Source organism: Oryzihumus sp., from assembly GCF_036391795.1.
Lineage (GTDB): Bacteria > Actinomycetota > Actinomycetes > Actinomycetales > Dermatophilaceae > Oryzihumus.
The window spans coordinates 1-12,240 of the sequence record NZ_DASVZH010000193.1; the positions used below are offsets into that span (position 1 = coordinate 1).

The window sequence follows — 12,240 nt, forward strand, 5'->3', positions numbered from 1 at the left end:
ATGATGCCCGACCGCGCTGCGGTCGGTCGCCCCGGTGAGCGACCCGCACGCCCGGGTGGTCGCCCCGGTGGCGGCGGCTTCGGCGGTCGTCCCGGTGGCGGTGGTCCCGGTGGCGGTGGCGGCGGCTTCGCCGGTCGTCCCGGTGGCGGTGGCCGTGGTGGCCCCGGTGGTCGCGGCGCGACCGCCGGTGCGTTCGGTCGCGGTGGTGGCCGTCCGGTCCGTGGCCGCAAGTCCAAGCGCGCGAAGCGCCAGGAGTTCGAGCAGATGCAGGCGCCCACCATCGGTGGCGTCAGCGTCCCCCGTGGTGACGGCAAGACCGTCGTGCGCGTGCGTCGCGGCTCGTCGCTGACCGACTTCGCGGACAAGATCAACGCCAACCCGGCGAGCCTGGTGACCGTGCTGTTCCACCTCGGTGAGATGGCCACGGCGACCCAGTCCCTCGACGAGGACACCTTCAAGCTGCTCGGTGCCGAGCTCGGCTACGACGTGCAGGTCGTCTCCCCCGAGGAGGAGGAGAAGGAGCTCTTCGACTCCTTCAACATCGACCTCGAGACCGGTATCGCGTCCGAGGACGACGAGGACCTCGCGCCCCGTCCGCCGGTCGTGACCGTCATGGGCCACGTCGACCACGGTAAGACCCGCCTGCTCGACGCCATCCGCAACGAGGACGTCGCCGCAGGTGAGGCCGGTGGCATCACCCAGCACATCGGTGCCTACCAGGTGCACAAGGAGCACGAGGGCGTCGACCGCGCCATCACCTTCATCGACACCCCGGGTCACGAGGCCTTCACGGCCATGCGTGCCCGTGGTGCCAAGGTCACCGACATCGCGATCCTCGTCGTCGCTGCCGACGACGGCGTGATGCCGCAGACCATCGAGGCGCTCAACCACGCCCAGGCGGCCGACGTGCCGATCGTGGTCGCGGTCAACAAGATCGACGTCGAGGGTGCGAACCCCTCGAAGGTGCGCCAGCAGCTGACCGAGTACAACCTCATCGCCGAGGAGTACGGCGGCGACACGATGTTCGTCGACGTGTCGGCCAAGGCCGGCCAGAACATCGACGGCCTGCTCGAGGCGGTCCTGCTGACCGCCGACGCGGCGCTCGACCTGCGGGCCAACCCCGACCGCGACGCCCGTGGTGTCGCGATCGAGGCCAACCTCGACCGGGGCCGTGGCGCCACCGCCACCGTGCTGGTCCAGGCCGGCACGCTGCGCGTCGGCGACGCCATCGTCACCGGCAGTGCCTACGGCCGCGTTCGCGCCATGCTCGACGAGCACGGCAAGAACATCGACGAGGCGGGTCCGTCCCGTCCGGTCCAGGTGCTCGGTCTGTCCTCCGTGCCGCGCGCCGGTGACACCTTCGTGGTGGCCCCGGACGACCGCACGGCCCGCCAGATCGCCGAGAAGCGCGAGGCGGCCGACCGTCAGGCCTCCCTGGCCAAGGCCCGCAAGCGCATCAGCCTCGAGGACCTCAACGAGGCCCTCGCAGCCGGCAAGGTCGAGACCCTCAACCTCATCCTCAAGGGTGACGTGTCGGGTTCGGTCGAGGCGCTCGAGGACGCCCTGCTCCAGATCGACGTGGGCGACGAGGTCGACCTGCGCATCATCGACCGCGGCGTCGGTGCGATCACGCTCAACAACATCAACCTGGCGATGGCCTCCGACGCCATCATCATCGGCTTCAACGTGCGGGCCGAGGGCCAGAACGCGGATGTGGCCGAGCGTGAGGGTGTCGAGATCCGCTACTACTCGGTGATCTACCAGGCCATCGAGGAGATCGAGGCGGCCCTGAAGGGCATGCTCAAGCCGGAGTTCGAGGAGGCCCAGCTCGGCACGGCCGAGGTGCGCGAGGTGTTCCGCTCGAGCAAGTTCGGCAACGTGGCCGGCTCGCTGGTCCGCTCCGGCGAGATCAAGCGCGGCACCAGGGCCCGGCTCACCCGCGACGGCGTCGTCGTCACGGAGAACCTCGAGATCACCGGTCTGCGTCGGTTCAAGGACGACGTCACCGAGGTCCGCGAGGGCTACGAGTGCGGTATCAACCTCGGTAGCTTCAACGACATCAAGATCGGCGACGTCATCGAGACCTACGAGATGCGGGAGAAGCCCCGCGCGTAGTGACCTCGCCTGAGGTGGGCGGCGGCTTGCAGACACAAGCCGCCGCTCACCCTTGTCTCCGGGCTCACCCAGCCCCCTCCGGGCTCACCGCGGAGCCGCATGCTCACCCGACGTGACCCGGTCCCTGATTTGTAGGAAGGTAAGACGCATGGCTGATCCGGCACGCGCCAGGAAGATCGCAGACCGCATCAAGGTCCTGATCGCCGAGAACCTCGAGTACCGCGTCAAGGACCCCCGCCTGGGGTTCGTCACGATCACCGACGTGCGGGTCACCAACGACCTGCAGCACGCCTCGGTGTTCTACACGGTCTTCGGCTCCGACGAGGAGCGCGCCGAGACGGCGGTGGCGCTCGAGGCGGCCAAGGGCAAGCTGCGTTCCTTCGTCGGCAAGCAGATCGGCATCCGGCTGACCCCGACGCTGGAGTTCTTCGCCGACGCGATCCCCGAGAACGCCGCCCACCTCGAGGACCTGCTCAAGGAGGCGCGCGAGCGGGACGCCGCCGTGGCCGCGAGCGCTGCCGGCGCGGTCCCCGCGGGCGAGGCCGACCCCTACCGCAAGCCGCGGGAGGACGAGGACGACGACCTCGACGACCTGGACGAGGACGACCGGGAGGCCCGGCGCGCGTGAGCCCCGAAGGCCTGCTGATCGTCGACAAGCCGGCCGGGTGGACCAGCCACGACGTGGTGGCGCGGGCGCGTCGCCTGTGCGGCACCCGCCGGGTCGGCCACGCCGGCACGCTGGACCCGATGGCCACGGGCGTGCTCGTCCTCGGGGTCGAGCGCGCCACCAAGCTGCTGACCTTCCTGGTCGGCTGCGACAAGACCTACACGGCCACGATCCGGCTCGGCCAGGACACCGTCACCGACGACGCCGAGGGTGAGGTGACCGCACGCGCCGACGCGTCCGGGGTCACCGACGAGGCGGTCGACAAGGCCGTCGCCGCCCTCACCGGTGAGATCGACCAGGTGCCCAGCGCGGTCAGCGCCATCAAGGTCGACGGCAAGCGCTCGTATGCGCGGGTGCGGGCGGGGGAGGACGTCGCCCTTCGCGCGCGGCGGGTCACGGTGGCCCGCTTCGACGTGCTCGACCGGCGCCACGTCAGCGCGGACGGGCACCCGGTGCTCGACCTCGACGTCGAGGTCGAGGTGTCCTCGGGCACCTACGTCCGCGCGCTGGCCCGCGACCTCGGTGCCGCCCTCGGCGTCGGCGGCCACCTCACGGCGCTGCGACGCACCCGCGTCGGGCGGTTCGACCTCGCGGCGGCCCACAGCCTGCCCGAGCTCGAGGCCGCGGCGGAGGCGGACGGCATACCCGTGGTGTCCCTGGCGGACGCGGCGCGCGCGTCCTTCGACGTGCGGGAGCTGACCGAGGACGAGACGCGCATGGTCGGTCACGGCCAGCGCATCCCCTCGCGCAAGCCACTGCGGGAGGACCCGGTGGCGGCCTTCGCGCCGGACGGGCACCTGGTGGCCATGCTCGACGAGCGGGGCATGCTGGCCCGCACCCACGTGGTGTTCCCCGTTCCGTAGAGTGTCCGCGTGCTGCGATGGACCGACCTGACCCAGATCCCTGAGGGCTTTGGCCCGAGCGTGGTGACGCTGGGCAACTTCGACGGCGTGCACCGCGGCCACCGCGCGGTCCTCGCCACCGTGATCGAGCAGGCGCGCGAGCGCGGGGCCCAGGCGGTGGCGGTCACCTTCGACCCCCACCCGGTCGCGGTGCTGCGTCCCGACCAGGCGCCGCGCACCATCACCCCGCTGGGGCTGCGCCTCGACCTGCTCGAGGGCAGCGGCCTCGACGCCGTCCTGGTGCAGGAGTTCACCGCCGAGCTCGCCGGGTGGACCCCCGAGCGCTACGTCGAGGAGGTCTTCGTCGAGGCGCTCGGCGCGACTGCGGTCGTCGTGGGGGAGGACACCCGCTTCGGCGTGCGCAACTCCGGCGACGTCTCGACGCTGCGCGCCCTGGGGGAGAAGCACGGCTTCGACGTGGTCGTGCTCAAGGACCTCGGCGGCGACAGCCGCTGGTCCTCCAGCCAGGTCCGCGAGCTCGTGGCCACCGGCGACGTCGCCGCCGCCGCAGAGATCCTCGGCCGCCCGCACCGGATCACCGGCACGGTCGTCCACGGCGACCACCGGGGCCGCGAGCTGGGCTACCCCACCGCGAACCTCTCCCAGGAGATGGGCGGGCTGGTCCCCGCCGACGGGGTGTATGCCGGGTGGCTGCTGCGCCTGGACCTGCCCCAGGAGGACGCGGACCGGGTGCTGCCGGCGGCAGTCTCGATCGGCACCAACCCGACCTTCGACGGGCACCAGCGCCGGGTCGAGGCCTACGCGCTGGACCGCACCGACCTCGACCTCTACGGCGAGCAGGTGGGGGTCGAGCTGGTCGAGCGGCTGCGCCCGACCGAGCGGTTCGACTCGGTGGAGGAGCTGCTGGAGCAGATGGCCCGCGACGTGGACCGTTGCCGCGAGGTGCTCACCTCCATCGTCCCCTCGTAGGCGACGGGACGGCATACCTCAGGTCACGGTTCGGTATGTCCGACTTGTCCAGTTTTGTCGGGGTCTTTACTCGCCGACCAGACGCTGGGAGGATTCCGGGTCGGCCCGGTCGCCCCTACCGGGCGCGGAGCTGTCGATCCCGCCTCCGGATGGAGGCGGCACACCACCCGGAGGTGCCACCGCATGGGCAGACCGTCGGCGAAGGACGAGCAGGTCAACCACGCCGTGATCCAGGACCGTGCCCCCACGGTGGCGCACCTGTTCCGGGACCGGGTCAAGGCCAGCCCCTACGGCGAGGCGTTCCGCTACGTCGACGGAGACCGGTGGCAGTCCATCACCTGGGAGGCGGTCTCGGCCCAGGTCGACGTGCTCGCGGCCGGGCTGATCGCGCTGGGGATCGAGCCCGAGGACCGGGTCGCGGTCGCCTCGACCACCCGGATCGAGTGGGTGCTGGCCGACCTGGCCGTCATGCTCGCCGGTGCCGCCACGACGACGCTCTACCCGACCACCGCGGCGCGCGACAGCGCCTTCATCGTCCGCGACTCCCAGAGCCGCATCGTCATCGCCGAGGACGTCACGCAGGTGGTCAAGCTGCGCGAGCACCGCGACGAGCTGCCCTGGGTCGAGCACGTCATCGTCATCGACGGCAAGGCCTACGGCGACGACGGCTGGGTGATGACCTGGGCCGACCTCGAGGCCCTGGGCCGGCGGCTGCTGTCCGCCGAGCCGGACGCGGTCGACAGGCGCATCGCCCGGATCCGGCCACAGAACCTCGCCACGGTGATCTACACCTCCGGCACCACCGGCAAGCCCAAGGGCGTGCGCCTGACGCACGACTCGTGGACCTACACGGTGGCCGGCATCGACTCCCTCGGGATCCTGGGCGAGGACGACGTGCAGTACCTGTGGCTGCCGCTGGCGCACGTCTTCGGCAAGATGCTGCTCGTGCTGCCGCTGCAGGTCGGCTTCGCGACCGCGGTCGACGGCCGGGTCAACCGGATCGTGGACAACATGCCCGACGTGCAGCCGACGTTCATGGGCGCCGCGCCACGGATCTTCGAGAAGGCCTACGGCAAGATCACCACGATGGTCGCCGGAGAGGGCGGGGAGAAGGCCCGGCTCTTCAGCTGGGCGATCGGCGTGGGTCGGCAGGTGGCAGAGCTGCGCCAGCGCGGGGAGCGGCCGCACGGCATGCTCGCCGCCCGCCACGCCATCGCCGACAAGCTGGTGCTGCACAAGATCCGGGACCGCTTCGGCGGCCGGGTGCGCTTCTTCATCTCCGGCTCGGCCGCGCTCGACCCCGAGATCGCCCGCTGGTTCGACGCCGTGGGCATGCCCGTGCTCGAGGGTTACGGCCTGTCCGAGACCAGCGCCGCGTCGTTCGTCAACCGCCCCGGCTCCTACATCCCGGGCACCGTCGGCTGGCCGGTCCCGGGGACGCAGGTGTGCATTGCCGACGACGGCGAGGTGCTCATCAAGGGGCCGGGCGTCATGCAGGGCTACCTCAACCAGCCGGAGGCCACCGAGGAGGCCCTGGACATGGGCGGGTGGCTGCACACCGGCGACATCGGCAGCATCGACGAGCACGGCTTCCTGCGGATCACCGACCGCAAGAAGGACCTGTTCAAGACCTCCCAGGGCAAGAACGTCGCGCCGTCGGCGATCGAGGCCATGTTCAAGGGGATCTGCCCCTACGTCAGCCAGTTCATGGTCTACGGCGAGGGCCGGCACTTCGTCACCGCTTTGATCACCCTCGACTACGACGCCATCACCGAGTGGGGCGTCGAGCACGGCATGGCCGGCAAGCTCTACCGCGAGATGGTGACCTCGCCGGAGTGCCGGGCGATGGTGCAGGGTCACGTCGACGAGCTCAACAGCCGGCTCAACCGCTGGGAGACGATCAAGAACTTCATCATCCTGCCGCGTGACCTCTCCATCGAGGAGGGCGAGCTGACCCCCAGCATGAAGCTGCGCCGGCGCGTGGTGGAGGACCGCTTCCGCCCCGACCTCGACGAGCTCTACCGCGCCTGACACGCCTCACGGCCGACGTCCAGCCTTCTCCCAGCCGGCGACTGCACACTCACGGTGCTGAGACGGACCCGCAGGGGGGCCGCCGCGAGGAGGATCCCCGATGTCGCTGCTGGGGGCGCCGCTACTGGTGCTGCTCGCCGTCCTCGCGGTGGGGCTGCCGGCCGCCACCGTGCTGCTGTGGCCACGGTGGCGCGGGCCCCGGGCCGTGCGGACGCTGCAGCGGCTGGTCAGCATCATGCTCTGCCAGGTCAGCGCGGTGCTGCTGCTCGCGGTCGGGGTCAACGACTGGGGCTACTTCTACGCCTCCTGGTCCGACCTGTTCGGCGCCTCGAGCACCAACGGCCGGGTGGTCCACGACGCGGCCACTGCCGCCGCCGGCGGCCGCACTGGGGTGGCCGCCAACGCCGTGGCGACGTCCCCGGCCGTGGCGCTCGGCGTCACGACGGCGCGGGTCCGGGTCGACAGCACGTGGGCCGGCCCGGCGCAGTGGGCCACCCGCGGGCGGCTGGAGACCGTCACGCTCGCCGGGCCGAGGTCCGCGCTGCGGGAGCCGGCGATCGTCTACCTGCCGCCGCAGTACTTCCAGCCCGGCTACGCCCACAGCACGTTCCCGGCCGCAGAGGTCATGACGGGCTACCCCGGCCACGAGCAGGCGCTGGTCGCCCGGCTCCACTACCCCGGGGTGCTGCTGCAGGAGATCCAGGCAGCGCGGGCACGCCCGATGGTGCTGGTCATGCTCCGGCCCACCGTCGCGCCCCCGCGGGACACCGAGTGCACCGACGTCCCGGCCGGCCCGCAGGCGCTGACCTACCTGGCCCAGGACGTGCCGGCCGCGGTCCGGACGCTGGCGCGGGTGCGACCGCTGGGCTGGGGAGCCGTCGGCGACTCCACCGGCGGCTACTGCGCGGTCAAGCTGGCGATGACCCACTCCGACGTGTTCACCTCCGCGGTGTCCCTGTCGGGCTACTTCGCCACCCTGCACGACGCCACCACCGGGGAGCTGTGGGGCGGCTCCGAGGTGGTCCGCGAGCAGAACGACCTCCAGTGGCGGGTGACGCACCTGCCCGCGCCGCCGGTGTCGCTGCTGCTGACCATGTCCCGGCAGGAGCGAGGTCCCGTCACCGGCTACGCCGCCACGCGCGCGTTCCTGGCCGCGGCGCGGCCGCCGATGCAGGTGGACTCGCTGATCGAGGCCACCGGAGGGCACAACTTCGCGACCTGGGGCGCCCAGCTGCCGCAGGCGCTCGACTGGCTGTCCCGGCACCTCTCCGCGACCGGGTAGGCCGCCACCTGGACACTGCGTCGATCAGCGGCCCGACGCGGCGAGCAGGGCACCGGCGATGAGCCGGTGCCCTGCGGCGTTCGGGTGGTCCCCGTCCGAGGCCAGCAACGGCGTGGGGTTGCGGCTGCCGTCGCCCTTGAACGGGGTGTAGAGGTCCACGCAGGTCGCCCCGTTGCCCCGGGCGGCGTCGCACAGCGCCACGTTGAGCGCGCGCGAGAGGCCGTCGCTCCAGGCCAGGTATGCCGTGCCCCGCGCCGCCGCGGCCTCGTCGCCGTCGTCGAAGACGTTCCAGTAGCCGGTGACCAGCACCCGTTCCCCGGGGGCGCCGCGCAGCTGGCGGGCGGTGCGGACCAGCTCGGCGACCGTGTCCGCGACCCGGCGCACCGAGGGAGCCCAGCAGCTCGCCGGGCAGCCGCCGTGGGCCCACTGCTGCAGTTGGGGCATGAGGTCGTTGGCCCCGATGGTCACCAGCAGCACGTCGGCGCCCGCCACCCCGTCCCGCAGGGGGCCGGGGCGACGGACGGCGTCCAGCAGCCCGGCCGCCGTCATCCCGCCGACTCCCAGGTTGCTGGCCGTCGCGGGTGTGCCGTGGGAGGTCAGGCCTTGGGCGTACAGGCGCACGAAGTCGGTGCAGTCGCAGGCGGTGCCGGCCGTGACGGAGTCACCGATACCCACCACGCGTACCGGCGGTGCCGGCGGTCCCGACGAGCCCGGCGACCCGGGCAGGACGGGTGGGTGCGCGTCGCCGGTGCCGCCGGCGGTCACCAGCACGGTGGCGACGACGGCCGCGGCGGCTGCGGCCAGCAGGCCCAGCCGGCGCAGTGGGCCGTGGCGGGGGCGGGGCGTTGACGCGGAGGGCACGCGCGCACCGTACGCCGCCAACCTGAGCGCGTGGCCGCTTCCGCGTTCGAGGGCACGGTGCGGCGCGGGTTACCCTTGAGCCCATGCCTGGCGAGTCCCTTTTTGCTGCCCTGGAGCCGTTGCTGGAGCAGGTGAGCAAGCCGATCCAGTACGTCGGCGGTGAGCTGAACTCCACCGTCAAGGACTGGAACTGCGCAGGGTTCGGTCCCGGCGGGGAGGAGCTCACCGCGCGGTGGGCCCTGATGTACCCCGACGCCTACGAGGTCGGCGTGCCCAACCAGGGCGTCATGATCCTGTACGAAGTGCTCAACGAGCGCCCGGACGCGCTCGCCGAGCGCACGTATGCCGTGTGGCCCGACATGGAGGCCCGGCTGCGGTCCGCGGGGCTGCCCCAGTTCACCGTCGACGGCCACCGCAGCGTGCGGGACTTCGACGTGCTCGGGATGTCCTTCTCCACCGAGCTCGGCTACACGAACATGCTCACCGCGCTGGACCTCGCCGGCATCCCGCTGCACGCGCGTGACCGCGGCGACGACGACCCGCTGGTGCTGGCCGGTGGCCACGCGGCGTTCAACCCCGAGCCGATCGCCGACTTCATCGACGCGGCCGTGATCGGCGACGGCGAGCAGGCCGTCCTGGAGATCACCGACCTCATCACCGCGTGGAAGGCGCAGGGCCGTCCCGGCGGCCGTTCCGAGCTGCTGCTGCGCCTGGCGCGCACCGGTGGCGTCTACGTGCCGGCGTTCTACGACGTCGACTACCTGGCCGACGGGCGGATCAAGCGGGTCGCGCCCGCCGCGCAGGGCGTGCCGTGGCGGGTCGCCAAGCACACGGTGATGGACCTCGACGCGTGGCCCTACCCCAAGCAGCCGCTCGTGCCGCTGGCCGAGTCCGTGCACGAGCGCATGTCCGTGGAGATCTTCCGCGGCTGCACGCGCGGCTGCCGCTTCTGCCAGGCCGGCATGATCACGCGCCCCGTGCGGGAGCGAAGCATCACCGGCATCGGCGAGATGGTCGAACGCGGCCTGGCGGCGACGGGGTTCGAGGAGGTCGGCCTCCTCTCGCTCTCGAGCGCGGACCACTCCGAGATCGCGGACCTGACCAAGGGCCTGGCCGACCGCTACGAGGGCACCCAGACCGGGCTGTCGCTGCCGTCCACCCGGGTCGACGCGTTCAACATCGACCTGGCCAACGAGCTGACCCGCAACGGCCGGCGCTCCGGGCTGACCTTCGCGCCCGAGGGCGGGTCCGAGCGGATCCGCAAGGTCATCAACAAGATGGTGTCCGAGGAGGACCTCATCAACACGGTGGCCGCGGCCTACGGCGCCGGCTGGCGGCAGGTGAAGCTGTACTTCATGTGCGGCCTGCCGACCGAGACCGACGAGGACGTGCTGCAGATCGCCGAGCTGGCCAAGAAGGTCATCGAGACCGGCCGGCGGGTCAGCGGTCGCCGCGACATCCGCTGCACCGTCTCGATCGGCGGGTTCGTGCCCAAGCCGCACACGCCCTTCCAGTGGTGTGGCCAGCTCGGCGCCGAGGAGACCGACGCCCGCCTGACCAAGCTGCGCGAGGCGATCCGCTCCGACAAGCGCTACGGCTCCTCGATCGGCTTCCGCTACCACGACGGCGAGCCGGGCATCGTCGAGGGACTGCTCTCCCGCGGAGACCGCCGCGTCGGCAAGGTCATCGAGGCCGTGTGGCGTGACGGCGGGCGCTTCGACGGCTGGAGCGAGCACTTCTCCTTCGAGCGCTGGATGCGGTGCGCCGCCGAGGCGCTGGCGGACGAGCCGGTCGACGTCGCGTGGTTCACCACCCGTGAGCGGGACCAGGCCGAGGTGCTGCCCTGGGACCACCTGGACTCCGGCCTGGACAAGGACTGGCTCTGGGAGGACTGGCAGGACGCCCTGTCCGAGACCGAGGTCGAGGACTGCCGCTGGACCCCGTGCTTCGACTGCGGCGTCTGCCCCCAGATGGGCACCGAGATCGAGATCGGGCCCACCGGCAAGAGCCTGCTGCCGTTGACCGTGCTCAACTCCGGCCGGGACCAGCTGCTCGAGACCCACTGAGCCACCCGGCGTACCGGCACACGCGAAGGCCGCCCGCACCCCTGGGGGTGCGGGCGGCCTCGTGTCGTCTCCGGCGTCCGCTGTCGGGTCGGCTCAGAGCCCGCCGAAGCCGCCGCCGGGACCGACGCCACCCCCACGGCGTGCCTGGTAGTCGTAGTCGATGACGTCGGACCCGATGTCGTCCCGGGAGCCCGGCCGGTTGCCGCGGAGCACCACGGCGAGGACGAGGAACAGGGCAGCGACCCCGAAGAAGACCCACATCATGACGACCCCTCCTGACACGACCGCACCGTGCGGTCACCCCATGGACGACGATGCCACCCGGATGGTTGCGTGCGGGCCACAACTCGTGTCAGCGGTGCACGCTCGACCTACCTCGCGGGCGTTCGGACGCGACAACCCGCCGAGACCGCCCCGACGACGGTCGACCGGTCAGGACAGGTGCGAGAGCCAGTCCGTGGCGTTCAGCGCCAGCTCGGCGTCGGTGCCGGCCGGGTCGTTCCACCCGTCATACAGGGTGTTGCCGCTCTGGCCGGTCCCGTCGTCGACCGGGGAGGAGTCGCCCCACAGCGCCACCCGGCCGGAGCCGAACTGGGACACCGCAAAGAAGCAGCCCGTCGAGCCGGTGTTGGACACGGCGTTGCGGTAGAGCAGGCACTGGGCGTTGGGGTTGCTGCTGGTCGAGATGGTGAAGGTGGTGCCGCCGCGCAAAATGCTGCCGGTTACTGTGCCCCAGGGACCGTCGATGACCGGGTGCGTCTTCGCGGCCGTCGGGATGTTGGTCTCGTTCTCGCTGGAGTAGTTCTTGTAGTCGACCGTGATCCCGAACGGGTTGGTGTTGTCCACGCCGTTGCTGCTGAACAGCTGGTTGGCGATGTCCACGCTGTCGACGCCGTCGTTGTTCCGGTCGCTCTGGTCGTGGTCGACGATGAGGAACAGGCCGCCGCCGTTCTGCACGAACTGCATGATCGCGGTGCGCTCGGCGGCGGTGAACGCGGTGTTGGGCTCGGGGATGACCAGCTCGTCGAAGTTCCTCAGGTCCAGGCTGCTGGTCGTCCCGTAGGTGAGGGCGCTGGTGGTCGTGCGCAGCGTGGGGTAGTAGGTCGGGTACTGCGCCAGCGACACGCCCCACGAGGAGATCGCCCCGGTCCAGTCGGTCTCGGAGCTGGGGGAGGCGTCCTGGTTGAACGGGTTCGGGATCGAGGTCGAGATGATCCAGTCGGCGTTGCCGGCGGTCTCGGCGTGGCCGTCGTCGAACAGGATCCGGGCCGAGGTGCCGGTGGTGGCGGCCGGCGCGGCGGCCACGGAGGGGGCGGCCAGGGCCGCCTGGGACGGCGCCACGCCGGTGGCCAGCCCGGCGGCGAGCGTGGTCAGCGCGGTGGCGGT

At 71.7% G+C, this 12,240-nt stretch carries 10 protein-coding genes; 7 read left to right on the forward strand and 3 right to left on the reverse strand.

Annotated features, from left to right (window positions below; translation table 11 throughout):
- From infB to VF825_RS11730, 6 genes are all read left to right on the forward strand, one after another.
- On the forward strand, positions 1-2,115 hold a 2,115-nt coding region (gene infB, locus VF825_RS11705), incomplete at its 5' end, for a translation initiation factor IF-2 (protein WP_331113436.1).
- 148 nt (positions 2,116-2,263) lie between these two features.
- On the forward strand, positions 2,264-2,743 hold the full coding sequence (rbfA, locus tag VF825_RS11710; RefSeq protein WP_331113438.1) for a 30S ribosome-binding factor RbfA: 480 nt from the start codon (positions 2,264-2,266) through the stop codon (positions 2,741-2,743).
- A complete protein-coding gene (gene truB / locus VF825_RS11715) occupies positions 2,740-3,645 on the forward strand; it encodes a tRNA pseudouridine(55) synthase TruB (RefSeq protein WP_331113440.1) in 906 nt (301 codons plus the stop codon). The genes rbfA and truB overlap by 4 nt, the downstream gene beginning before the upstream one ends.
- A gap of 9 nt (positions 3,646-3,654) precedes the next feature.
- On the forward strand, positions 3,655-4,614 hold the full coding sequence (locus VF825_RS11720; protein WP_331113441.1) for a bifunctional riboflavin kinase/FAD synthetase: 960 nt from the start codon (positions 3,655-3,657) through the stop codon (positions 4,612-4,614).
- A gap of 183 nt (positions 4,615-4,797) precedes the next feature.
- Positions 4,798-6,645: a long-chain fatty acid--CoA ligase gene (locus tag VF825_RS11725; RefSeq protein WP_331113443.1), complete on the forward strand. Its 1,848-nt coding sequence runs from the start codon at positions 4,798-4,800 to the stop codon at positions 6,643-6,645.
- 100 nt (positions 6,646-6,745) lie between these two features.
- Complete coding sequence (locus VF825_RS11730) at positions 6,746-7,927, forward strand: alpha/beta hydrolase (protein ID WP_331113445.1); 1,182 nt, start codon at positions 6,746-6,748, stop codon at positions 7,925-7,927.
- A gap of 24 nt (positions 7,928-7,951) precedes the next feature.
- On the opposite strand, the gene VF825_RS11735 is transcribed toward VF825_RS11730, so the two are convergent.
- Positions 7,952-8,788 carry an SGNH/GDSL hydrolase family protein gene (locus VF825_RS11735; RefSeq protein ID WP_331113447.1) on the reverse strand — a complete coding sequence of 279 codons (837 nt, stop codon included), beginning with the start codon at positions 8,786-8,788 and terminating at the stop codon, positions 7,952-7,954.
- A gap of 83 nt (positions 8,789-8,871) precedes the next feature.
- Between VF825_RS11735 and VF825_RS11740 the strand changes: the two genes are divergently transcribed.
- A complete protein-coding gene (locus VF825_RS11740) occupies positions 8,872-10,854 on the forward strand; it encodes a TIGR03960 family B12-binding radical SAM protein (protein ID WP_331113449.1) in 1,983 nt (660 codons plus the stop codon).
- Positions 10,855-10,947: 93 nt separating this feature from the next.
- On the opposite strand, the gene VF825_RS11745 is transcribed toward VF825_RS11740, so the two are convergent.
- Entirely contained in the window at positions 10,948-11,136 is a 189-nt protein-coding gene (locus tag VF825_RS11745; protein ID WP_331113451.1) for a hypothetical protein, read from the reverse strand.
- A gap of 150 nt (positions 11,137-11,286) precedes the next feature.
- On the reverse strand, positions 11,287-12,240 hold a 954-nt coding region (locus VF825_RS11750; protein ID WP_331113453.1), incomplete at its 5' end, for a hypothetical protein.

Excerpts from the sequence above, each read along its gene's own strand:
- rbfA (WP_331113438.1), top strand. The coding sequence starts at position 2,264 with ATGGCTGATCCGGCACGCGCCAGGAAGATCGCAGACCGCATCAAGGTC.
- VF825_RS11725 (WP_331113443.1), top strand. The coding sequence starts at position 4,798 with ATGGGCAGACCGTCGGCGAAGGACGAGCAGGTCAACCACGCCGTGATC.
- VF825_RS11730 (WP_331113445.1), top strand. The coding sequence starts at position 6,746 with ATGTCGCTGCTGGGGGCGCCGCTACTGGTGCTGCTCGCCGTCCTCGCG.
- VF825_RS11740 (WP_331113449.1), top strand. The coding sequence starts at position 8,872 with ATGCCTGGCGAGTCCCTTTTTGCTGCCCTGGAGCCGTTGCTGGAGCAG.